Genomic DNA, 22,917 nt, shown 5'->3' on the forward strand with positions numbered 1-22,917 from the left:
TCTCCTGTGTTCGAAAGCCCGCGATTATGGGCGCGGGAAGTTTCATGCAGTTACGGCGTGCGGGGCTCATCGGCCCCGCTCGGCCGCACCGATTCTCTGCCTGAACGTCAGCCTTGGGCGCGTTTTTGAAGGATCTCGAACGCCGGCAAGGTCTTTCCTTCCAGCACTTCGAGGAACGCGCCGCCACCGGTGCTGATGTAGCCCACGTCCTTCTCGATGCCGTACTTGGCGATGGCCGCCAGCGTGTCGCCGCCGCCGGCGATGCTGAAGGCGCTCGATGCCGCAATGGCGCGCGCGATGGTTTCGGTGCCATGCGCGAAGGCATCGAACTCGAACACACCCACCGGGCCGTTCCAGACGATGGTGCCGGCTGCCTTGAGCTGGTCGGCCAACTGGGCAGCGGTCTTGGGGCCGATGTCCAGGATCATGTCGTCGGCCGCCACGTCCGCAGCCGCCTTGACGGTGGCCGGCGCGTCGGCGGCGAAGGTCTTGGCCGTCACCACGTCCACCGGAATCGGCACTGCGGCGCCGCGGGCCTTCATGGCTTCGATGACCGCCTTGGCATCGCCCACCAGGTCGGCTTCGGCCAGCGACTTGCCGATGGGCAGGCCGGCAGCCAGCATGAAGGTGTTGGCGATGCCACCGCCCACGATGAGCTGGTCCACGTTCTTGGCCAGCGACTGCAGGATGGTGAGCTTGGTGCTGACCTTGCTGCCCGCCACGATGGCCACCAGCGGGCGCTTCGGATTGGCCAGCGCCTTGCTGATGGCATCGATCTCGGCGGCCAGCAGCGGGCCGGCACAGGCGATCTTCGCGAACTGCGCGATGCCGTAGGTGGAGGCTTCCGCGCGGTGGGCCGTGCCGAAGGCGTCGTGCACGAAGATGTCGCACAGCGCGGCCATCTTCTTGCTCAGCTCCTCGCTGTTCTTCTTCTCGCCCTTGTTGACGCGGCAGTTCTCCAGCAGCACCACCTGGCCGGGCTTCACGTCAACGCCATCGACCCAGTTGCGCAGCACCGGCACCTCGCGGCCCAGCAGCTCGCCCATGCGCTTGGCGACGGGCGCGAGCGAATCCTCGGGCTTGAACTCACCTTCGGTCGGACGGCCCAGATGCGAGGTGACCATCACCGCGGCACCGGCCTTCAGGGCCATCTCGATGCAGGGCACCGAGGCCCGCACACGGGTGTCCTCGGTGATGTGGCCGGCGTCGTCCAGCGGCACGTTGAGATCGGCGCGGATGAACACGCGCTGGCCTGCGACCTTGCCCTGGGCAATCAGGTCTTCAAAACGGAGAACGTTCATGGTGTGCGGGGGTTGGTGGATTCAACCCGGCGATTTTAGGGATCGCCGATTCCGCAGCCGGAACGAAACGGTTTCGCCGAGGGACTTACCAGCCCAGCAACAGCTTGAGCGGCACCAAAACGGCCATGCCCGTGAGGATGGTGCCCAGGATGCCGCGGCGCCAGAAGAAGTACGCCGTGGACGCAGCCACCGCGTAGATTCGCGCATCCTTCCAGGTGTCGATGAGGTGGCCCTGCGTCATCACCACCTCGGGCACGATGACCGCGGCAAGCGCCGCCAGCGGGGCGTAGCGCAGCCCGCGCTGCACCCAGGCCGGCAGCACCAGCTCCCTGTCGGACAGCAGGAAGAAGGACCTCGTGATGACCGTGATGACGGTCAGGCCAAGGATGGTCAGCACGGTGTCGAGGCTGTTCATGCCAGCATCTCCTTGGCGACGCCATCGCGCTTGAGGCGCGGGCCTGTGCCGGCCAGGAGGCTGCGGATGCGCCGGCCGGCATCGCCACCGCCATCGATCATCAGCCCCACGCAGACCGCGGCGGCAATGGCCACGACGATGTGCAGGCGGAAAGGCAGCGCAAAGGCCGCCACGGCCGCGCATCCCGCGATCACGGCGGCGAAGAGGGTGGCCCGGTCGGAAACCAGGGAGTAGGTCAGCCCCAGCAGCGCCAGCACGCCGGCGAAGCCCAGGCCCCATTGGGTGGGCACCACGTCGGCCAGCACGATGCCGATGATGGACGGCACCTGCCAGGCCATCCAGTTCAGGCTGGAGGCGCCGAGGAAGTATTCGATCTGGCCCTCGTCCTCGCGCGGCTCGGCGAAACGCTTCATGAACAGCACGTAGGTCAGGTCGCCGCTGATGTAGCCGAGGAAGGCGCGTTCGCCGCGCGGGCGCTGCTTGAAGTAGGGCCGCCACTGGGCGCTGAAGATGACGAAGCGCAGGTTCACGCACAGGGCGGTGGCCCAGACGACCCACATGGGCGCGTTCATCACGATGAGCGGCACCGTCGCGAGCTGCGCGCTGCCGGCATAGACGACCAGGTTCATCAGCAGGGCCAGCGGCACGCTCAGGCCCGACTTCACCATGGCCACGCCGGTCACCAGGCCCCAGGCGGCCACACCCAGGCTGACGCCGGCGATGTCCTTGACGCCGGCCTGGTACTGGGGGTGCCGCCAGGCGGCGCGGAGGAAATGCATCCGGCGATTGTCCTCGCTACGGGAAAACCCTGCGAGGCGGGGTGATTGCGTAAATCAGCGCTTTTTCACGTTTCCATGGCCGGCGATGGAAGTCTTGAGAACCGGATCGCCGGTGTAGTCGACATCCCCGCTGCCGGCGATGGACACGTTCAGCGTCTTGCGGGCATTCACCTTGGCATCGCCACTGCCGGCAATGCTCACGCTCACTTCCTCGGCCTGCAGCTCGCGCGTCACCACGTCGCCGCTGCCGGCGATGGACACGCTGAGCTTGTCCGCCTTGCCGCCGAGCGCCACGTCGCCGCTGCCGGAGACATTCACGGCCATCGTCCCGGTGGCCAGCTGGGTCAGGCGCACATCGCCCGAGCCGACGATGGACAGCCGAAGCTCGCCCGACTTGATGCCGTTGCCCAACACATCGCCGGAGCCGCTGATGGCCACGGACTGGAGGTCGATGAGGTCCACGGTCACCGTCATGCGGTTGCGGGTGGTGTAGCTGGCGCCCTTCTTCGTGCCGATCTCCAGCGTGGGCAGGCCGTCGCGGGTGGTGACCGCCGTTTCGATCAATCCGATGAGGTTGTCGTCGGCCTCCACCTGCACGCCTTCACGGCCGGACTGGCGCAGCACGATCTTCATCGAGCCCTTGAGGTGCACGCCCTGGTAGCCGCTGACCTGGCGGGCCTCGGTCACCACCTGGCCCGAGCCCTTGACCATCGGGCCCCAGGACCGTTCACTCCAGCTGCCCTTCTCGTCAGCCACGGCGGCACCGGAGGCCACCATCGCCGCGGCGAAGGCACCCAGGATGTAGCGGCGCGGGGTGAAGTAGGCGAGTGCAAGCATGGGACCTCCGTCGGCGTCAGTTGGAATGCCGCGATGGTGCCCAGCCACCCGCGAGCGGTCGCGGGGCTTGCGATGAACTGCAGAAAACGCCGGCTGGAACGGCTCAGGACGCGTGGGAGGGCTTGGCGTCCTTGCTTTCCTTGGCTTCCTTCGCTTCCTTGAGCTTGGGCTTGGCCGGCTTTTCGGCATCGGCGTCCTTGTCCTTCGCATCCTTGTCGGATTTGTCGGATTTGGAATCGGCCACAACCTTGGTCGTCGGCTGCTGCTGGACGATGACCGGCGTCACCGGCTCGATCTTGTTCTCGCGCATGTAGTCGTTCATGTCGCGCCAGCCGGCAAAGATGGCCGCCTTGTCGGCACGCCGGTTCAACGCATAGCAGTCCTCGATGGCCCGGCCGGCATGGCGGCAGGCGCCGCCGATGGCGCGCCCCTCCGCATCGCGTGCCGCAGCCACCTTCTCGGGCGATTCGATGCCCAGCATGTCGCATCCCGCCAGCAGGGCGGTTGCAAGAGACACGGCGAGGATGGCAGGGCGCAGCATGGTCGGGTCACACGGAGTTCTGCTGCGGATATCGGCCGCCCGGCGCCCGACTTGAGCGTGTGGGTTTGCCGGCTCAGGTCCCGAGGCGGCGGCCCAGGAGATCCGGATGCGCCTGCAGGAACTGCCGGGCAGTCACCCGCTTGCCGCCGGCCTTTTGCAGCTCCAGCAATTGCACGGAACCCGTGCCGCAGGTCACGGCCAGGAGGTCGCCGGACGCATGGACGACCTCGCCCGGACTGCCGTTTGTCGAACCGGCTAGTGCCTTCCAGACCTTGACCTGCTCACCGTCCAGGCTGGTGCTGGCGCCGGGGAAGGGGTCGAAGGCGCGGATGCGGCGCTCGATGACCTGCGCAGGCTGGCTCCAGTCGATCTGCCCTTCGGCCTTGTCGACCTTGTGGGCATAGGTCACGCCCTCTTCGGACTGCGGCGTTCGCTTCAGCGTGCCGCAAGCGGCGATTTCCAAGGCCTCGACGATCAGCCGGCCGCCAAGCGCGGCGAGCTTGTCGTGCACGGTCGCCGTCGTGTCTTGCGGACCGATGGCAATCGACTCCACCAGCAGCATGTCGCCGGTGTCCAGGCCGGCGTCCATCTGCATGATGGTGACGCCGGTGCGTGCATCGCCCGCCTCGATGGCCCGGTGGATGGGGGCCGCACCGCGCCAGCGCGGCAAGAGCGAGCCGTGGATGTTCAGGCAGCCCAGGCGAGGCAGTTCAAGCACCCAGGACGGCAGGAGGAGGCCGTAGGCCGCGACGACCAGCACATCCGGCTTGGCCGATTGCAGGGCTTCGCGCGCGGCCGCAGCGTCGTCGGGGTATTTGCCGTCCAGCCTGAGGCTGCGCGGCTGCACCACGGAAATGCCATGCTCCTGCGCGAAGGCCTTCACCGGCGAGGCCTGCAGCTTCATGCCGCGGCCTGCGGGCCGGTCGGGCTGGGTCAGGACGAGCGGGATCTCAAAGCGCGCCGCGTGCAGCGAGCGCAATGCCACCAGGGCGAATTCGGGCGTTCCGGCGAAAGCGACGCGCATGCCTCAGGTCCGCTCCTCGTCACGCGTGCGCTTGATCATCTTGGTCTTGATGCGGTCGCGCTTGAGCGAACTCAGGTATTCAACGAAGACCTTGCCCATGAGGTGGTCCATCTCATGCTGCACGCACACCGACAGCAAGCCCTCGGCATCGAATTCGTAGGACTCGCCGTCCCGGCCCAGTGCCCGCACGCGCACCTTCGCGTGGCGCTTGACCTTGTCATAGATCTGCGGGACGGACAGGCAACCTTCATCGCTGAAACTCATCTCCTCGCTGCGGTAGATGAGCTCGGGGTTGATCAGCACGCGCGGGTCGTCGCGCGCTTCGGAGGTGTCGATGACGATCACCCGCTCGTGCACGTCCACCTGCGTGGCCGCCAGACCCACGCCGTCGGCGGCATACATGGTCTCGAGCATGTCGTCGACCAGGGTCTTGATCCGGTCGTCCACCACCTCCACCGGCTTGGCCACGATGTGCAGCTTGGGATCGGGGTAGCGAAGGATGTTGAGTTTGGCCATTGGTAAGTGAAGGTTTCCGCGCCCTCAGGGGGAACGCGAACATGTGGATACCACGCAACGCAGGCGGCCGTGATGAGTCTCACGCTGCCGGATGCCTCGGGTCACTTTCGTTGCGATATCAAGGGTTTAGAGGCAGAATCTACGAAACTGAATGAGGAATTTTCGCCGAATTGAGCCGGGTTGGGCGGAATCGGTGGAACAACCCCATGTGACAACTTTCGCGCAGGCGCCTCACCTCTTGCGCCCCCGGAGACTCAAGCTGATGACGCGTCGCACCCGATTTGCCTCCCAGAACCGCCCGGCCCTGCGATCGATCCGGTCCGCCGCCACCCTGGCACTGGGACTGGCCGTGGGAACCGCACTGTGCGGCGCCGCCAACGCAGCCGGCAATTATCCGATCACCGGGCAGCAACGCGACACCGCACAGCGCGTGGCGTCCGCCGGCGTGCCGCTGTCGGAACTCTCGCCCAACGCGCCCGACGTCTACACCGTCAAGAGCGGCGACACGCTCTGGGACATCTCCAAGCTCTACCTGACCTCGCCCTGGCGCTGGCCCGAGCTGTGGGGCATGAACATGGACCAGATCCGCAACCCGCACCTGATCTACCCGGGGCAGGTCCTGCACCTGGAGAAGATCGACGGCCGCGCCCGCCTGCGCATGGGTGAAGGCGATGCGGTTCCCTCGGGCACCAACAAGCTGTCGCCGCGCGTGCGCGGCACCGCGCTCGATGGCGATGCCATCCCCTCCATCCCGTTCAACCTGATCGAGCCCTTCCTCAACGAGGCGGTGGTGTTCAACACCAACGAGTTGGCCAGTGCACCGCGCATCGTTGCCACGCAAGAAGGCCGCGTGCTGCTGTCGCGCGGCGACACGGCCTACGTCCGTGGCGAGCTGGGCGGCAACACGGCTTTCCGCATCTTCCGCGAGCCCAAGCCGCTGAAGGACCCGGAAACCGGTGAAGTGCTCGGCTTCGAAGCCGTGTACGTCGGCGCTACCGAAGCCGTGCGTGCCGGCGAGACCCGCACCGGGTCGGACGGCAAGCCTGAGATCATCCCGGCCACGTTCAACGTGACCATGATTCGCCAGGAAGCGAATGTCGGGGACCGACTGGCCCCCGTGCCGCAGCGCGAGTTCGCCAACTACGCACCGCACGCGCCGGCATCTCCCATCGGCGGACGCATCGTCTCGCTGTACGGCGATGCCCTGACCGCGGGCCAGAACCAGATCGTCGCCATCAACCGGGGTGCCCGCGACGGCGTCGAACGCGGCCACGTGCTGGCGCTGTGGCGTGACGGCGTCAAGGTGATCGACAAGACCGACCCGTCGCGTCCAACGATCAAGCTGCCCGACGAGCGCCACGGCATGCTCTTCGTCTTCCGCGTGTTCGACCGCGTGTCGTACGCACTCATCCTGTCGGTGAAGGACCCGGTCAAGCCGGGTGACCGCTTCTCGCAGCCCTGATCCCTCTCTGTCATAGGTTTCCCATCTTGATCGAGCGCGATGAGCTCGCAGCGTGGCTGCGCCTGCTCGAAACACCCGGCATCGGCCGGGTTCATGCACGAAAACTTCTCTCCGCGTTCGGATCGCCCCAGGGCGTGTTCGATGCCGGCATCGATGCGCGGCAGGAAATCGTCGGCCCGCCCAAGGCGGCATCGCTGGACAAGCCGCCGGAGCACCTCGATGCCCTGACGGATGCCACGATGGCCTGGCTCGCAGCCGGCAACGAAGAGATTCCCCGGCGGGTGATTCCGCTGGGTGACCCGCTCTACCCGCGCATGCTGCTGGAAACGGCTGATCCGCCGCTCCTGCTGTACTCGCAAGGCCGGGCCGAATTGCTCGCTGCGTCGGGAATCGCCATCGTCGGCAGCCGCAATCCGACGCCACAAGGGGTGGAGAACGCCCGGGCCTTCGCTGGTGCACTGAGCGCCGGCGGCATCACGGTGGTGTCAGGCTTGGCGCTGGGCATTGACGGGGGGGCACACGAGGGCGCCCTGACCGGCCCCGGGAGCACCATCGCCGTGGTCGGGACCGGGCTGGATCGGGTCTATCCCAAGCGGCACCACGACCTGGCGCATCGCATTGCACGTGATGGCCTGTTGCTCAGCGAGTACTCGCTTGGCATGGAACCGTTGAACCAGAACTTCCCTGCCCGCAACAGGATCATCGCGGGCCTGACCCGAGGCACGCTGGTCGTGGAGGCCGCGATGCAGTCCGGCTCGCTCATCACCGCCCGGCTGGCAACGGAGGCTGGCCGCGAGGTCTTCGCCATACCAGGCTCCATCCATTCGCCTCAGGCCAGAGGTTGCCACTGGCTCATCAAGCAAGGCGCCAAGCTGGTCGATTCGGCACAGGACATCCTCGAGGAACTCGCACCCGCTGAGCCGAATGCCCTGCCCGAAGCCGCCAACGATGATCCGCTGCTGTCCGCGCTGGGCTATGAGCCCGTGAGCCTGGACGCCCTGGTCGCCCGCACCGGCACCTGTCCGACGGAGATCACCGGCCGGCTTCTCGAACTGGAGCTGGACGGCAAGGTGGCCCGGCTGGCCGGCCAGCTGTTCCAGAGGATCGGTCTCGGGTGACGAAAGGCCGCCTTTACACACCTCGTGACAAACTCTCTGCGGTATAGTGGTTTCATGTTCGACGTGCTCGTGTACCTGTACGAAAACTACTGGCGACCCGACGCCTGCCCCGACCACGCGCAGCTGACCCGCAAGCTGTCCGCCGTGGGCTTCGAGTCGGATGAGATCCAGGAAGCCCTCAACTGGCTGGACGGATTGGCCGGCGCTGCCGAGTCCTACGTCGGCGAGCAGGGTGCCAACAGCCTGCGCGTCTATTCGCGCGCCGAGCAGGAGCACCTGGGCGAAGCCTCCATCGGCTTCATCAGCTTCCTCGAATCCGCCGGCGTGCTGCCGCCGCCGATGCGCGAGATCGTCATCGACCGGGCGAACGCCATCTCAGGCGGCTCGCTGGAGCTCGAAGACCTGAAGATCATCGTGCTGATGGTGTTCTGGAGCCTGGGCGAGGAGCCCGATGCACTGATTCTTGACGAGCTGTTCGTGGATGAAGCGGATCGGTTGATCCACTGACCCACGATTCATCTCCCAAGCAAAAGGCCGCTCTCAGCGGCCTTTTCGTTTTGGCGGATCCAGTGGAGCCGGTTCAGTTCAGCAGGCGGCCCGGGTCCACGTCCAGCTTGGCCAGCGCGCTGCGGGTGGCGCGCACGGTGAGCGCCTCGTCCTGCGCCGGCACCAGCAGGCCCGCTTGCAGGAACGCCGCAAGGCGATGCTGCTGGAACAGGATGCCGCGTCCCTGCGGCGACACGAACAGCGACAGTTGCTTGCGCAGGCCCTGCCACGCGAGCTGCACCTGCTCGTTGCGGTTGCGGTAATCCAGCATGAACCAGCTGCCCACCTGAAGCTCGCGCGCCCACGACAGCATGGCCGGCGTCGGCATGGAGCCGCCCTCGCCCACCACTTCGAGCTCAGAGCTCTCGTGGCCGGACAGGTCCAGCACCAGCGACTCGTCGATCTCCACGTCTTCCGCGTCCGGCAGCAGCTCTTCCAGCGTCTCCAGCCGCGCCATCAGGTCTTCGAGCCGGTCATGCGGAATCGCTGCCGCCTTGGCGGTGAAGGCCGCCGCCAGCGAGTTGTTGAGCTTCTGGATGTGCTCGTCCTGCTTGACCTGCGGCAGACCGGCGTTGTGCATGCCGTCGCGCAGCGTCTTGAGCAGCGGCGGCAGGCGGCGGATGACCTCCGCCCGCTCCTCGCGCGACACCTTGGCGCTGGCCGACCAGATCAGGTCCGCCGCGGCGCGTTTCATCGCCTTGGTCTCTTCGCTTTGCAAGTCGAACTTGACCGCGGTGGTGGCGAGCACGTCGGCCCACACCTGGAACAGGAACTCGCGCACGCCTTCTTGCACCGGCACCTCGTTGAGCATCTTGCGCAGCTCGATGGTGTACTGGATGGCCAGCGTCTCGCGCTGCTCCACCTGCTGGGCCAGGGACACACCCTTGCGCGACGCCTCGTTCTCGTTCTTGAAGTAGTGCTCCAGGAATTTCTCGAACTCGGTGAGGACGGTCTGGAAGACACGGCGGCCGGTGTCGGGATAGGCCTCGACCACCTGCACCACACGCTTGATCTCCTTCTCCACGAGATCGCCCGCGGCACGCATGGTGGCGTCGAAGCCCATCACGCACGCCCCCATGCGGTCGATGAGCCGGCGCGCCGGGTGGTCGGTGGTGGCGAAGAAGTCCGGCTCGCTGATGGCCACGCGCAACACGGGCATCTGCAGGCGAGCGAACCACACCCGCACCGTGGCTGGAATTCGTTCTTCCATCAGGATGCTCTGGAACAGCAGCGCGACGATCTCGATCGTCGCCCGCTCCACCGGCGTGCTGGCCGCCTGCTTGAGCTGCTGCTTGCGCTGCTGCATTTCCTCCAGCAGCATGGGCGTGCTGACGTGCACACCCGGCGCACCGGCAGCCACCACCTGTTCGTCCGACGCCATCCGCCGCGCCAGGCCCTGTTGCGCATCGCTGATGGCCGCACGCAGCGCCTGCGAAGTGGGCCGCGCGGCCTGCTGCGTGTTGGCGAATTCGGGCAATTGCCGACCGATGAGCTTGTTGAGCCGGCCCAGCACCGCCTCGGCATGGTCGGCACCGCGCACCAGGCCGCCAGCCCTCGTCATCAGGCGGGTTTCTTCATGGACCTCGGCGCGTGGCCGATCGGCCGTCGCGGCGGGGTTGCCGGTGTTGGCAAAGCCCGAAGGCGACGCCGCGCCCGGCGCGCTGGAGCCCCAGGCGGAATTGCGCGAGCGCCGGATGAAAGGGCGCAGGTCGATCTCCGGCAGCACCCGCTGCTGGATCAACCAGCGGTTGGTCTCGTGATAGGCCTCTTCGGAAAAGTGGGCGAACTCGTCGTGCAGCACCGTCTGCAGGGTTCGCCAGGCGTCGTGGCTCAGGCCAGCCTGCCGCCACGCATTGGTGACGATGCGCGCCACCACATGCGGACGCAGCACGTCGTTGGGGTCGAGTTCGTCGCGGCCCTCGAGCATGGTGATGCGCGAGCGCATGTCGGTGAATTCCCAGGACGCTCGGTCCATCATCGCCAGCGCCAGGCGCGAGCTGAGGATTTCACTTTCGATGGTGTCGTTGTCCACCAGGCTCAGCCCGGCGCTCGACGCGAACACGCCGCTGCGCTGCGCCGACGGCAACTCCGACGACTTGCCAGTCGCGAACCCGCCACCCTGCAGCGCGGCGCGCAAGGCATTGATGGCCCCGTGCAGCCAGGCGTTGTGGAACTTCGCGAGGTCTTCGACGACGTCGCGCCGGCGCATCATGGTGGCCGGATCGGCCACCTGGCTCAGCAGGATTCGCGCACCGTGATCGACCGCCTGCACCACGCTTGGCAGCCCGTTGAGCACGCCCTCCACGTAGGATCGCCGCGCCTGTGCGGCCAGTGCCAGCGAATTGGCGGCGGTCGCCATGGATGTGGAGTGAGTGCTCGCAGGAAACAGGGATGCGTGAACTCTACACCACAGCCCCGGCGTTCGGGTCGTTCGGGTCGATTTCCTTTGAGGTGGCCTTGACCAGGTCCGTACGCTTGACGCCCAGCCACATGGCGATGGCCGCGGCCACGAAGACCGACGAGTAGATGCCGAACAGGATGCCGATGGTCAGCGCCACCGCGAAGTAGTGCAGCGTCGGCCCGCCGAACAGCAGCATGGAAAGCACCATCATCTGCGTGCAGCCGTGCGTGATGATCGTGCGGCTCATGGTGCTGGTGATGGCGTGGTCGATGACCTCGTGCGTGGTCATCTTGTTGTACTTGCGGAAGGCCTCGCGGATCCGGTCGAAGATCACCACCGACTCGTTGACCGAGTAGCCCAGCACCGCCAGCACCGCCGCCAGCACCGAGAGCGAGAACTCCCACTGGAAGAAGGCGAAGAAGCCCAGGATGATGATCACGTCGTGCAGGTTGGCGATGATGGCCGCCACCGAGAACTTCCACTCGAAGCGGAAGGCCAAGTACAGCATGATGCCGGCCACCACGAAGGCCAGCGCCTTGGCGCCGTTTTCCGCCAGCTCGCGGCCGACCTGCGGGCCGACGAAGTCGTCGCGGCGAAGGCTCACCGGTTCGCTGCCGTTGGCATCGCACTTGGCCCAGCGCTTGACCACTTCACCCTTGTTGTTGGTGTCCTGCTTGATCTGCGGCGTGCCGCCCTGGGCAGCGCACAGCGCGCCCATGACCTGGATCACCGTGTCTTCCTGCTTCACGCCGGCTCGCGCGGGCAGGCGGATGAGCACGTTGTTCGCGCTGCCGTAGTTCTGCACCTGCACGTCGCTCAGCTTGGCGGCCTCGAGCGTGCTGCGCACCTTGGGCACGTCGGCGGCCTGCGTGTAAGCCGCCTCGACGGCCGTGCCGCCGGTGAATTCGATGGACAGGTGCAGGCCGTTCTTCACCAGGAAGAACACCGCCAGCAAGAAGGTGATCAGCGAGATCACGTTGAACACCAGCGCGTGCCGCATGAACGGGATGTCGCGCCGAATACGGAAGAACTCCATGTCAGATCCTTGTTCGAGTTCTCAGGCTCAGGCCTTGGCAGGCTGCGAGGCGTCGTCGGCCTTGGGCTTCCACACCTGGCCGATGGACACGCCCTTGAGCTTCTTCTGGCGGCCGTACCACAGGTTCACCAGGCCACGCGAGAACAGCACGGCGGAGAACATGGAGGTCAGGATGCCCAGGCAGTGCACCACGGCGAAGCCCTTGACCGGGCCGGAGCCGAAGGCCAGCAGCGCCAGGCCGGCAATCAGCGTGGTGACGTTGGAGTCCAGGATGGTGGCGAACGCCCGCTCGTAGCCGGCGTTGATCGCGGTTTGCGGTGCCGCCCCGTTTCGCAACTCCTCTCGCACACGCTCATTGATCAGCACGTTCGCATCGATGGCCATGCCCAGCGTCAGCGCAATGGCCGCGATACCCGGCAAGGTCAGCGTGGCCTGCAGCATGGACAGCACCGCCACCAGCAGGAGCAGGTTCAGCATGAGTGCCAGCGTGGAGAACATGCCGAACAGCAGGTAGTACGCACACATGAACAGCGCGATCGCCGCGAAGCCGTAGATCAGGCTGTTGAAGCCCTGGGCGATGTTGTCCGCCCCAAGCGTCGGACCCACCGTGCTTTCCTCGATGAACTCCATCGGCGCCGCCAGTGCACCGGCGCGCAGCAGCAGCGCGAGCTGGGCGGCGTTCTCCGTCGTGCCCATGCCGGTGATCTGGAACTCGCTTCCGAACTCGCCCTGGATGGTCGCGACCGTCAGCACCTCACCCTTGCCCTTCTCGAACAGGATGGCCGCCATCGGCTTGCCGATGTTGTTGCGGGTGGTCTCCTTCATCAGGCGGCCACCCTTGGCGTCCAGGCTCACGCTGACCGCGGGCTGCTGGTTGTTGTCGGGGCGGGGCTGCGCATTGGTCAGCATCTCGCCGGTGGCGATCGCGTCCTTGAACACCACCACCGGTGCATTGCGGCCGACGGTGTACTTCTCGCGGCCGAAGGGCACCGGGCCTGAGCCGTCCAGGGCCGACAACGCCTCGGCGCTGCGGTCAGCCAGGCGGAATTCGAGGTTGGCGGTGCGGCCGATGATGTCCTTGGCCTTGGCGGTGTCCTGGATGCCGGGCAGTTCGACCACGATGCGGTCCGCGCCCTGCTGCTGGATCACGGGCTCGGCCACGCCCAGCTCGTTGACCCGGTTGTGCAGCGTCGTCATGTTCTGCTTGATCGCCGCATCCTGCGTGGCGACGATGGCGGTCGGTTTGAGCGCGCCGATCAGCTTGTAGTCGGCGCCATCGACCGCGGGCGTCCATTGCAGGTCGGTGAACTGGTCGGTGAACACGCCTTGCGCCTGCGTCTGCGCGGCCTGGTCACGGAAGGTGACGACGATGGTGTTTCCGTCGCGCGAGGTGCCGCCGCGGATGGTCTTCTCGCGCATCGCGGTACGGATGTCGCCGACCAGCGCATCCATGCGCTTGTTGACCGCCGCCTTCATGTCCACCTGCAGCAGGAAGTGGACGCCGCCACGCAGGTCCAGGCCGAGGTACATGGGCAGGGCCCGGATGGAGGCCATCCAATGCGGCGAGCGCGACACCAGGTTCAGCGCGACGACATAGGTCTCGTCGGAGGAGTCCGGGTTGAGCGCCTTCGCCAGCATGTCCTTGGCCTTGAGCTGGCTGTCGCCATCCTTGAACCGGGCCTTGACGGAGTTGCCCTCGAGCTGGACGAAATCGGCCTGCAGCTTGGCATCCGCCAGGAGCTGCTCCACGCGCTTGACCGTGTCTTGTCCGATGCGCACGGTGGCCTTGCCGCTGCTGACCTGCACAGCCGGCGACTCACCGAAGAAGTTCGGCAGCGTATACAGCAGGCCGACCAAGAGCGCGACGACCAGCATCGCGTATTTCCAGAGGGGATAGCGGTTCATGACGCCTTACTTGATCGTGCCCTTGGGCAGCACCTGGACAACCGACGAACGCTGGACCTGGAGCTCGACGCCCTTGGCAACCTCGACCGACAGATAGCTGTCTCCGATCTTGGACACCGTGCCCAGCACGCCGCCTGCGATGACCACTTCGTCACCCTTGGCCAGGGCTTCGATCATGGACTTGTGTTCCTTCTGGCGCTTCATCTGCGGGCGCAGGACCACGAAGTAAAGGGCGGCGACCATCAACAGCGGAAAAATCATCCCGCCCATGCTGCCGAACGGAGATTCAGCGGCGGCTCCAGTGGCCGTCTGGGCAAAAGCTTCGGAAATGAACACGTCTTTGGTCCTTTGAGCAGGGTCAGCGGGTCACGGGAAAACCCGAATCAGCACCGGGCACGGCTGCGCCCGGCAAAACTTTGGGATTGTACGGCGGGGGTCCGGCGGGCTTTTCGGGCCGGCACTACAGTGCGCGTTGGCACCAAAACGAACAGGAGAGCCGAAATGGCCGGACGCGAACCCACCACCTTGCTCGACCAGCTCATCGCCGCCGCCCGCGACGCCGACCCGCAGGAAACGCGCGAATGGATCGAAGCCCTGGAAGCCGTCGTGCGCGAAAGCGGCGCCGAGCGCGGGCTCTTCCTCCTCGAACGGCTGGAGGAGCAGGCGCAGCAGCTGGGCATCGTGCCGCACGTGCAGCCCTACTCCGCCTACCGCAACACCATTCCCGTCGAGCAGCAGGGCCGCTACCCGGGCGACCTGGGCGTGGAGGAGCGGCTCACGGCCATCATGCGCTGGAACGCGCTGGCGATGGTGGTGCGCGCCAACCAGGCCTATGGCGAGCTGGGCGGGCACATCGCGAGCTATGCCTCGGCCGCGGAGATCTTCGAGGTCGGCTTCAACCATTTCTTCAAGGGCGACGATTCCGCTGGCGATGCGCCGCGCAATGCGGACCTCGTGTACTTCCAGCCGCACTCGGCGCCGGGCGTGTATTCGCGTGCGTTCCTCGAAGGCCGTCTGAGCGAGGAGCAGCTCGCGCACTACCGGCAGGAACTGAGCGGGCCGGGACTGAGTTCCTACCCGCACCCGTGGCTGATGCCCGGCTTCTGGCAGTTCCCCACGGGGTCGATGGGGCTCGGTCCGCTCAGCGCCATCTACCAGGCGCGCTTCCTGCGCTACCTCGAGCACCGCGGCCTGCTCAAGACATCGCACCGCCATGTCTGGGGCGTGTTCGGCGACGGCGAGATGGACGAACCCGAATCCATCGCCGCGCTCACGCTGGCCGCGCGCGAGCGGCTGGACAACCTCACGTTCATCATCAACTGCAACCTGCAGCGGCTGGACGGGCCGGTGCGCGGCAACGGACAGATCGTGCAGGAACTGGAGTCGCTGTTCACGGGCGCCGGCTGGAACGTCATCAAGGTGCTGTGGGGTTCGGACTGGGACGCCCTCTTCGCCCGCGACCGCAACCACGTGCTGCTACAGCGGCTGGCCTCCACCGTCGACGGCCAATACCAGAACCTGGGCGCCAAGGATGGTGCCTACAACATCGAGCACTTCTTCCGGCAGGACCCGGAGGTGCAGAAGCTCGTGGCCCACATGAGCGAAGGCGAGATCGATTCACTCAAGCGCGGCGGGCATGACTTCCGAAAGCTGCATGCGGCGTTCTCGGCCGCGCGCTCGCACCAGGGCCGGCCCACCGTCATCCTGGCCAAGACGAAGAAGGGCTACGGCATGGGAGGTGCCGGCGAATCGCGCATGACCTCGCACCAGGCCAAGAAGCTGGACCTGGATGCACTCAAGGCCTTCCGCGACCGCTTCGCCTTGCCGCTGAGCGACGAGGACGTGGCGCAACTGCGCTTCTACAAGCCCGACACCGACAGCCTGGAGATGCACTACCTGCAGGAGCGTCGCGCCGCGCTGGGCGGTGCGCTGCCGGCACGCAAGGGCGATGCGCTCCGGCTGGCGGTGCCGGCGCTGCCGAACTGGGGCGGCTTCGCACTGCAGGCCGAGGGCAAGGAGATGTCCACCACCATGGCCGCGGTGCGCATGCTCAGCGGCCTGCTCAAGGACGCGCAACTCGGCCCGCGCGTCGTGCCCATCGTGGCCGACGAGGCGCGCACCTTCGGCATGGCGAGCCTCTTCCGGCAGATCGGCATCTACTCGCCGCACGGCCAGTTGTACGAGCCCGAAGACGCAGGCTCCATGCTCTCGTACCGCGAGGCACGCGACGGCCAATTGCTGGAAGAAGGCATCACCGAAGCCGGCGCAACCGCCTCATGGATCGCTGCCGGCACCTCGTACAGCGTGCATGGCTTGCCCATGCTGCCGATCTACATCTACTACTCGATGTTCGGCTTCCAGCGCGTGGGCGACCTCATCTGGGCCGCGGCCGACCAGCGTGCACGCGGCTTCCTCTTCGGTGCCACGGCCGGCCGCACGACACTGGGTGGCGAGGGCCTGCAGCACCAGGACGGTTCCAGCCTCGTCATGGCGTCGATGGTGCCCAACTGCCGGGCGTGGGACCCGTGCTTCGCGGGCGAGGTGGCGGTCATCATGGACCACGCGATGCGCCGCATGCTCGACGAGCAATGCGACGAGTTCCACTACCTGACGCTCATGAACGAGAACTACGAGCACCCATCGCTCGCAGCGGAAACGCATGCGGACCTGCTGCGCGGCATGTACCGCATCGCGCAGCACCGGCCGCAGCGCCCGGGCGGATTCGTGCGGCTGCTGGGCAGCGGCACCATCTTGCGCGAGGTGATGGCCGCGGCGCAGTTGCTGGCCGACGACTGGGGCGTGTCCAGCGATGTCTTCAGCGTCACGAGCTTCAGCGAGCTCGCACGCGATGCCCGCGAGGTGGAGCGCAGCAACCGGCTGCACGCCGGCGCCATCGACCGCGTGAGCCACGTGCAACGCATGCTGGCCGGCAACGCGCCGGTGGTCGCGGCCACCGACTACGTGCGCGCCTGGCCGCAGCTCATCGCCGAATATGTGGATGCGCGCTACGTGACCCTGGGCACCGACGGCTTCGGCCGCAGCGACAAGCGCAGCGCGTTGCGCAGCTTCTTCGAGGTGGACCGCGGCCACATCGTGCTAGCCGCGCTGCAAGCCCTGGTGCGAGAAGGCGCGGGCGACCGCGGCCTGCTGGCCGAGGCCGCGCAGCGCTACGGCATCGGCACCGACGCCGTGGCGCCATGGCTGCGCTGATCAAACCGCCTGCCGACCGGGGCCGGCTGGCGGCGTCTTCTCTACTTGGTCACGGGCGCCGACGAACCGGCTGAATTCACGTCCTGCCCCGGCGCCGAGGCCGGGCCGGCCGCGGCCTTGGCCCTGGCTGCCTCTTCCATCAGCTCGCGCTGCTTGGGACTCACGCAGTCGTCGACGATGCGGTGGCCCGCCTTCACGTCCAGCAGCATGGACTTGTTGGCGATCTGCACCATCAGCGTCCTGTCCTTCACATCCTCCAGGCGCAGCGCACCGGTGGACGAGAGCACCGGCTTCATGAGGTAGGTCTCCTTGCCGTGCTTCACCTCGACATAGCCTGCGTCCTTGGCGCTCTCGGCAATGTCCACCAACTGCCTTTCACCGCACTCGTAGTGTCCGTAGTAGACGAGCTTGGCGGCCTCGATCTGCTCGGGCGTGGCAGCGGGCAGCACCACTGTGGCCGGCTTCTTGGCAGCCGGCTTGGCCGCGGCGGCCTTGGGCTTGGCCTTGAGCGCATCAGTGGCATGGGCCGGCGACAGTCCGAGGGACAGGGTGGCGACGAGAAGGCCGGCAGCACCGGCCAGGCGTGAGCGAAGCATGGGATCTCCTGCAACCGAATGAAGGCGGCCGATGCTAACCGCTTCGATTGACAGGCCGCGCGGTGCCTGAACAGCGCTTGCAGCGAGCCAAACAAGGCCCAAATTTCACACGGCCGTGCGAATCGGCGTGAACTACTGCGGGGTTGGTCAGACCCCGGTCAGGGCAGTTGTTTCAGCCTGGGGAAACTACCCCCCTCTTTGTGGGGCACACGGGCTAAACCGCGCTGAACTTCACACGACATATTTGTGCATTCAGATATTCTGTGCGCTCTGCAAACAAGTAGTAACAACAAAGAGCGGTGGACGCTAGGGAGTCGGGGGAATGCGGTCGGATCTTGCAGCGCAACTCTTCGGTGAGTTGCTCGTGAACGCGGCGATCATCGCCGCGCCTTTGCTCATTTGCACCTTGCTCGTCGGCTTGGTCGTGAGTGTTCTCCAGGTGGTGACGCAGATTCAGGAAACGTCGCTCACCTTCATTCCGAAGTTGATCGCGGCCGTGCTGGTCCTGATCGTCGCCGGCCCCTGGATGCTCAAGCGCCTGGCCGAATACGCGACGCGGCTGATCGCCAACATTCCCAATTACCTCTAGCCGAGCGGACTCGGCCATGTTGGTCATCGACCCACACTGGGTGATGGGCACTGCCCTGCTGTCGCTGCGCCTGAGCGCGGTGTGGATGCTCACGCCGCTCATGACGCTGTTCAAGGCGCCCATGTTCTTCCGCGTGCTGTTCACGGTCTCGCTGTCGGCCGTCCTCTGTGCAGCGCTGCCGGCTTCGGCCTGGCCGCAGATCGACAGCCCCATCGCACTGGCCCTGTCGATCGGCTCCGAACTGTTGCTGGGCGCGGTGCTCGCCCTGGGCCTGCATGCCGCCTTCGGGGCCATGCATTTCGCGGGACGCCTGGTGGACCTGCAGATCGGCTTTGGCGCGGGCGGCATCTTCGATCCGTCGACACGCTCGCAGGCATCGGCACTGTCCATCGGCCTGCAGTGGCTTGCCGTCGTGGTGTTCTTCACCATCGACGCGCACCATGCCCTGCTGCGCGGCATCAGCCATTCGCTGGTGCAGGTGCCCATCGGCAGCCTGTTCACCCAATTCGCACTTCCGCAGTTGCTCAGCGCCTTCGGGCTCGTGTTCGTGCTCGCGCTCATGGTGTGCGCCCCGGTGCTCATGGCGCTTCTGGTGCTGGAGACCGGGCTGGCCGTGCTGTCGCGGTCGCTGCCGCAGATGAACGTGTTCTTCGTGAGCATCCCTTTGAAGATCCTCGTCGGGCTGGGCATGCTCGCGATCACCTCGCGGCAACTCGCGCCGGTGATCGCGCGGGGCTACGGCATGGTCTTCGAGTACTGGCAACAGGTGTTGGGCTGATGGCTGAGCAGGACCTCGATCGCAACCACCCGGCCACCGCCTACAAGCTCGACCAGGCGCGCCGCAAGGGCTCGGTCGCGCGCAGCCCCGAGATCTCTTCCGTGGCAATGCTCGCGGTCGTGGTGGTGGCCTGCCACGTGATGGCCCAGCCGCTGATGCAATCCTGGGCACAACTCAGCGCCCGCTGGTGGAACCCCGCCGTGCCGGTGTCGCTGGACGCCGCACATGCAGCCTCGCTGCTGTCGTCGCTGGCCGTGGCGGCCGCCGAGCTGCTGGCTCCGCTGCTCCTGGCCATCGCCATTGCCGCGGTGCTGTCGCACCTGCTGCAAAGCGGCGTGGTGCTCTCCGCCGAGCCGCTCAAGCCCGATTTCAATCGATTGAACCCTGCCCAAGGCTTCAAGCGGCTCTTCTCCCTGAAGACGGTGTACCTCGCGGGCAAGAGCCTGGTGAAACTTGGTCTGCTCGCCGGCGTGTTCTGGTGGGCCTTCGAGGCATTGCTGGCTGCGTTCATGGCCTTGTCGTGGCTGCCGGCCAAGGCGCATGCGCTTCGCCTGCCGGCTTTCGTGGGTGGCCTGCTCACCAAGCTGTGGCTGGTGCTGCTGGTACTGGCCCTCATCGACCTCATGTACACGCGCTGGGAGTTCGCCCGTCAGATGCGCATGAGCGCGCGCGAGCTGAAGGACGAGTTCAAGCATCGCGAAGGCGATCCGCGCGTGCGCCGCAGGCTGCGTGAGCTCCGCATGGAGCGCCTGAAGCAGACTCGAGCGATGGGCCAGGTCAAGTCGGCCGACGTGGTGGTCACCAACCCCACCCGCATTGCCGTGGCCCTGCGCTACGACCGTGACCGAGAAGCCGCCCCCGTGATCCTCGCCAAGGGCGCCGGTTCGATCGCCGCGCAGATGCGTGAGCTGGCGTGGCGCCACAACGTTCCCATCGTCCAGAACCCACCGCTGGCCCGTGCGCTGTACCGGCACACTGCCATCGGCGGACTGGTTCCCCAGGAGTGGTACCCCATGGCCGCCAAGATCCTCGTGTGGGTCTACGCCGCACGCGAAGCCCGCCGCCGCGGAGGCAACGCATGAATGCCCTTCAACGCGTGATGGGTCGCCACACCGACGTGGTCCTCGTCCTGCTCGTGGTGGGCGTGATGGCGGTGCTGTTCTCGCCCATCCCCAGCGGCCTGCTGGACATGCTCATCCTCAGCAACTTCAGCTTCGCGCTGCTGTTGCTGCTGCTCACGTTCTACATGGCGCGGCCGGTGGACTTCTCCACCTTCCCCTCGCTGCTGCTGATTGCCACGCTGTTCCGCCTGTCGCTGAACGTCGCGGCCACGCGGCTCATCCTCACCGACGCCGACGCAGGCCGTGTCATCGGCGCAGTCGGCACCTTCGTGGTGGGCGGCAACTACGTCATCGGGCTGATCGTCTTCCTCATCCTCGTGGTCGTGCAATACGTGGTGGTGACCAGCGGCGCCCAGCGCGTGTCCGAGGTGGCCGCGCGCTTCACGCTGGACAGCATGCCCGGCCAGCAGATGAGCATCGATGCGGACCTCAACATGGGGTTCATCGACCAGGCCGAAGCCCAGCGCCGCCGCAAGAACCTGGAAAAGGAAGCCGCGTTCTACGGCGCGATGGACGGCGCCAGCAAGTTCGTGAAGGGCGATGCCATCGCGGGCATCGTGATCCTGCTCATCAACATCATCGGCGGCCTGGTGATCGGCGTCATGCAACTGGGCATGGGCTGGGGGCAGGCGCTGCAGACCTTCACCTTGCTGACCATCGGCGACGGCATCGTCACCCAGGTGCCGGCGCTGGTGATCGCTGTGGGCACCGGCATCATCGTCACCCGCTCGGGCTCCGACAGCAACCTCAGCGCCGAGGTGCTGCGCCAGATCACGTCGCATCCGAAGGCCATGGTGCTGGTCATGGCCGCTTTGCTGCTGCTCATGGCCTTGCCGGGCATTCCCGCCTGGCCTGCGCTGGGGCTGCTGGTGCTGATCGGCGTGGGCGCCTGGATCGCCTCGTCACGCAAGGCCAGCACGCAGACGGACGCGCCGGCCGAGCCCACTGCAGACACGCCGGCATCCCAGGACGTCTACGCAACGATGAAGGTCGAGCCCCTGGAGCTTCGCCTGGGCGCATCCCTGCTTTCCATCGCGCGTGAAGACGGTGCCATGCTCGCCGAACGCGTGGCAAGCCTGCGCCAGCAGGTGGCCATCGAGCTCGGCGTCGCGGTTCCCAAGCTCACCCATGTGCCGGTCGCCAAACTGGCGCCGAACGCCTACGAGCTGCACTTGCACGGCGTGCAGATCGGCCGCGGCGAACTTCACCTGGACCGCGTGCTGGCCATCCACCCGAGCGGCGACACGAAGCTGGTCCCCGGCGTCGAGACACGCGAGCCGACCTATGGTTTGTCGGCCCTGTGGGTGGAGGAAGTACAGCGCGACGCCGCGCGCAATGCCCGCTACACGCTGGTCGACCCCGCCACCGTGCTCATGACGCACCTGAGCGAGACGGTGCGCCAGAACGCACCATCGCTCGTGACCCGCGCCGAAGCCGAACGCATGCTGGCACGCGTTCGGCAGTCCCAGCCCGGCCTCGTGGAGGAATTGGTACCGACGGTCCTTCCGCTGTCCGACGTGCAGAAAGTGCTGCAGCATCTCCTGCGGGAAAAGGTGTCGGTGCGCCACCTGGAAGCCATCGTCGAGACACTCGTCGACGCCGGCCGCACGACCAAGGACCCCGCGATGCTGGCCGAGCTCGTGCGCCAGCGCCTGGGCGCGTCCATCTGCCAGCAGTTGCTCGGTGACGCCACGGCCTTGCAGGTGCTGACGCTGGATCCATCGGTCGAGCAGGCATTGACCCAGCAGATGCGCCGCTCCGATGCGCAGTCCGGCCTGGTGCTCGAGCCGCGCTTTGCCGAGCAGTTGCTGGGCAAGCTGGCCACCTACTCCGAACAGATGATGCGCGCCAACCTCTTGCCCGTGCTGCTGTGCGCGCCCGAGCTGCGCCGCCACGTGCGCGCCCTGGTCGAGCGTGCCGTGCCCCACATGCGCGTGCTGTCGCTCACCGAAGTCCCCAACAGTGTCCCGCTGCAGTCGTTCGGCTCGGTGGTGATGCCCTCATGAACAGGCGCCAAGCCAGGAACCTCCCATGAACGCTTTGGAAATCGCAGCGCTCGGCATGCAGACGGACATGGACCGTCTGCAAAGCGTGAGCCAGAACCTCGCCAACGTCGCGACGCCCGGCTACAAGCGCGCGATGCACGTGCACACGCCCTTCGGCCAGGTGCTGGACGGCGCACAGCCGGCCACATCGGTCGAGCAGGTGGTAGACATCCGCGCGGGTGCACTGAAGCCCACCGGCCGCGCGCTGGACATCGCGGTGGACGATGGCGCCTTCGTCGAGCTGCGCTCCGAGCGCGGGCTGCTGTCGTATTCGCGCGGCGGGAGCTTCGCGATGGATGCCGCCGGCCGTGTGATTGGTCCCGATGGCTCCGCACTGCAGCTGCTGGACGGCGACTTCAAGCTGCGTGGCAGCGAGAACGATGTCCGCATCGACGCGCGCGGCGAGGTCTTCGTGGGCGAAGAACGCATCGGCCAGTTGCGCCTGGTGCGCTTCGACGCCCCCGAGAAGATGCGTGCGCTGGGCGCAGGCCGATATGAGGCCGGCGCCGCCCGCATCACCGATGACCCCGCGCGCAGCACTGTGCGCTCCGGAACGCTCGAAGGTTCCAACGTGCAGTCCACGCAGGAGATGGTCCGCCTGCTGGAGACCTCGCGCCATTTCGAAGCCATGCAGAAGGTGGTGCAGGGCTACGACGAGGTGCTGGAAAAGGCCATTCGCAAACTGGGAGAAGTCTGA

21 protein-coding genes are annotated in these 22,917 nt (G+C 66.5%); 9 read left to right on the plus strand and 12 right to left on the minus strand.

All coding sequences use genetic code 11. The annotated features are described in order from the left end of the window. Positions 1-107: 107 nt before the first annotated feature. From DZC73_RS06465 to def, 7 genes are all read right to left on the minus strand, one after another. Complete coding sequence (locus tag DZC73_RS06465) at positions 108-1,301, minus strand: phosphoglycerate kinase (RefSeq protein ID WP_124539328.1); 1,194 nt, start codon at positions 1,299-1,301, stop codon at positions 108-110. 85 nt (positions 1,302-1,386) lie between these two features. Further along, positions 1,387-1,716, minus strand: a complete 330-nt coding sequence (locus DZC73_RS06470) for an AzlD domain-containing protein (protein WP_124539329.1) — start codon at positions 1,714-1,716, stop codon at positions 1,387-1,389. Then, positions 1,713-2,495, minus strand: coding sequence for an AzlC family ABC transporter permease (locus tag DZC73_RS06475; RefSeq protein ID WP_124539330.1), 783 nt, complete (start codon positions 2,493-2,495; stop codon positions 1,713-1,715). The genes DZC73_RS06470 and DZC73_RS06475 overlap by 4 nt, the downstream gene beginning before the upstream one ends. 54 nt (positions 2,496-2,549) lie before the next feature. Then, complete coding sequence (locus DZC73_RS06480) at positions 2,550-3,332, minus strand: head GIN domain-containing protein (RefSeq protein ID WP_161974481.1); 783 nt, start codon at positions 3,330-3,332, stop codon at positions 2,550-2,552. 103 nt (positions 3,333-3,435) lie between these two features. Then, the gene (locus tag DZC73_RS30140; protein WP_235835009.1) at positions 3,436-3,873 is read right to left on the minus strand and encodes a hypothetical protein; all 438 of its coding nucleotides are present in this window, start codon (positions 3,871-3,873) and stop codon (positions 3,436-3,438) included. 73 nt (positions 3,874-3,946) lie between these two features. Next, positions 3,947-4,897, minus strand: a complete 951-nt coding sequence (fmt, locus tag DZC73_RS06490; protein WP_124539332.1) for a methionyl-tRNA formyltransferase — start codon at positions 4,895-4,897, stop codon at positions 3,947-3,949. A 3-nt stretch (positions 4,898-4,900) separates the two neighbouring features. Further along, a complete protein-coding gene (gene def, locus DZC73_RS06495; protein ID WP_124539333.1) occupies positions 4,901-5,413 on the minus strand; it encodes a peptide deformylase in 513 nt (170 codons plus the stop codon). A gap of 262 nt (positions 5,414-5,675) precedes the next feature. On the opposite strand from def, the gene DZC73_RS06500 reads away from it, so the two are divergent. From DZC73_RS06500 to DZC73_RS06510, 3 genes are read left to right on the plus strand one after another with little or no spacing between them, the layout of a single operon-like run. Further along, entirely contained in the window at positions 5,676-6,875 is a 1,200-nt protein-coding gene (locus DZC73_RS06500) for a LysM peptidoglycan-binding domain-containing protein (protein ID WP_124539334.1), read from the plus strand. Positions 6,876-6,904: 29 nt separating this feature from the next. Continuing rightward, the gene (gene dprA / locus DZC73_RS06505; protein WP_124539542.1) at positions 6,905-7,993 is read left to right on the plus strand and encodes a DNA-processing protein DprA; all 1,089 of its coding nucleotides are present in this window, start codon (positions 6,905-6,907) and stop codon (positions 7,991-7,993) included. A 54-nt stretch (positions 7,994-8,047) separates the two neighbouring features. Beyond that, positions 8,048-8,500 (plus strand): DUF494 family protein, encoded by a 453-nt coding sequence (locus DZC73_RS06510; protein ID WP_124539335.1) that lies wholly within the window; start codon positions 8,048-8,050, stop codon positions 8,498-8,500. A 73-nt stretch (positions 8,501-8,573) separates the two neighbouring features. On the opposite strand, the gene DZC73_RS06515 is transcribed toward DZC73_RS06510, so the two are convergent. Genes DZC73_RS06515 through yajC form a run of 4 tightly spaced genes read right to left on the minus strand, consistent with a single transcriptional unit; the run spans position 8,574 to position 14,217 of the window. Then, complete coding sequence (locus DZC73_RS06515; protein WP_124539336.1) at positions 8,574-10,898, minus strand: DUF1631 family protein; 2,325 nt, start codon at positions 10,896-10,898, stop codon at positions 8,574-8,576. A gap of 43 nt (positions 10,899-10,941) precedes the next feature. Further along, complete coding sequence (gene secF / locus DZC73_RS06520; RefSeq protein WP_124539337.1) at positions 10,942-11,976, minus strand: protein translocase subunit SecF; 1,035 nt, start codon at positions 11,974-11,976, stop codon at positions 10,942-10,944. A 27-nt stretch (positions 11,977-12,003) separates the two neighbouring features. Further along, positions 12,004-13,881, minus strand: coding sequence for a protein translocase subunit SecD (gene secD / locus DZC73_RS06525; RefSeq protein ID WP_124539338.1), 1,878 nt, complete (start codon positions 13,879-13,881; stop codon positions 12,004-12,006). 6 nt (positions 13,882-13,887) lie between these two features. After that, positions 13,888-14,217, minus strand: a complete 330-nt coding sequence (gene yajC, locus DZC73_RS06530) for a preprotein translocase subunit YajC (RefSeq protein ID WP_124539339.1) — start codon at positions 14,215-14,217, stop codon at positions 13,888-13,890. 165 nt (positions 14,218-14,382) lie between these two features. On the opposite strand from yajC, the gene mdeB reads away from it, so the two are divergent. Continuing rightward, positions 14,383-17,091: an alpha-ketoglutarate dehydrogenase gene (mdeB, locus tag DZC73_RS06535; protein WP_124539340.1), complete on the plus strand. Its 2,709-nt coding sequence runs from the start codon at positions 14,383-14,385 to the stop codon at positions 17,089-17,091. Positions 17,092-17,132: 41 nt separating this feature from the next. Here mdeB and DZC73_RS06540 read toward each other — a convergent pair whose 3' ends face one another. Further along, positions 17,133-17,687, minus strand: coding sequence for a hypothetical protein (locus tag DZC73_RS06540; RefSeq protein WP_124539341.1), 555 nt, complete (start codon positions 17,685-17,687; stop codon positions 17,133-17,135). Between the two features lie 322 nt (positions 17,688-18,009). On the opposite strand from DZC73_RS06540, the gene fliQ reads away from it, so the two are divergent. From fliQ to DZC73_RS06565, 5 genes are read left to right on the plus strand one after another with little or no spacing between them, the layout of a single operon-like run. Further along, positions 18,010-18,276 (plus strand): flagellar biosynthesis protein FliQ, encoded by a 267-nt coding sequence (fliQ, locus tag DZC73_RS06545; protein ID WP_124539342.1) that lies wholly within the window; start codon positions 18,010-18,012, stop codon positions 18,274-18,276. Positions 18,277-18,292: 16 nt separating this feature from the next. Further along, positions 18,293-19,054, plus strand: a complete 762-nt coding sequence (locus tag DZC73_RS06550) for a flagellar biosynthetic protein FliR (RefSeq protein ID WP_124539343.1) — start codon at positions 18,293-18,295, stop codon at positions 19,052-19,054. Continuing rightward, positions 19,054-20,136: an EscU/YscU/HrcU family type III secretion system export apparatus switch protein gene (locus DZC73_RS06555; protein WP_124539344.1), complete on the plus strand. Its 1,083-nt coding sequence runs from the start codon at positions 19,054-19,056 to the stop codon at positions 20,134-20,136. The genes DZC73_RS06550 and DZC73_RS06555 overlap by 1 nt, the downstream gene beginning before the upstream one ends. Further along, a complete protein-coding gene (locus DZC73_RS06560) occupies positions 20,133-22,181 on the plus strand; it encodes a flagellar biosynthesis protein FlhA (protein ID WP_124539345.1) in 2,049 nt (682 codons plus the stop codon). Before DZC73_RS06555 ends, DZC73_RS06560 begins: the two co-directional genes overlap by 4 nt. 25 nt (positions 22,182-22,206) lie before the next feature. Then, positions 22,207-22,917, plus strand: coding sequence for a flagellar hook-basal body protein (locus DZC73_RS06565; RefSeq protein WP_124539346.1), 711 nt, complete (start codon positions 22,207-22,209; stop codon positions 22,915-22,917).

Source organism: Rhizobacter terrae (assembly GCF_003852895.1).
In the GTDB taxonomy this organism is placed as follows: domain Bacteria; phylum Pseudomonadota; class Gammaproteobacteria; order Burkholderiales; family Burkholderiaceae_C; genus Albitalea; species Albitalea terrae.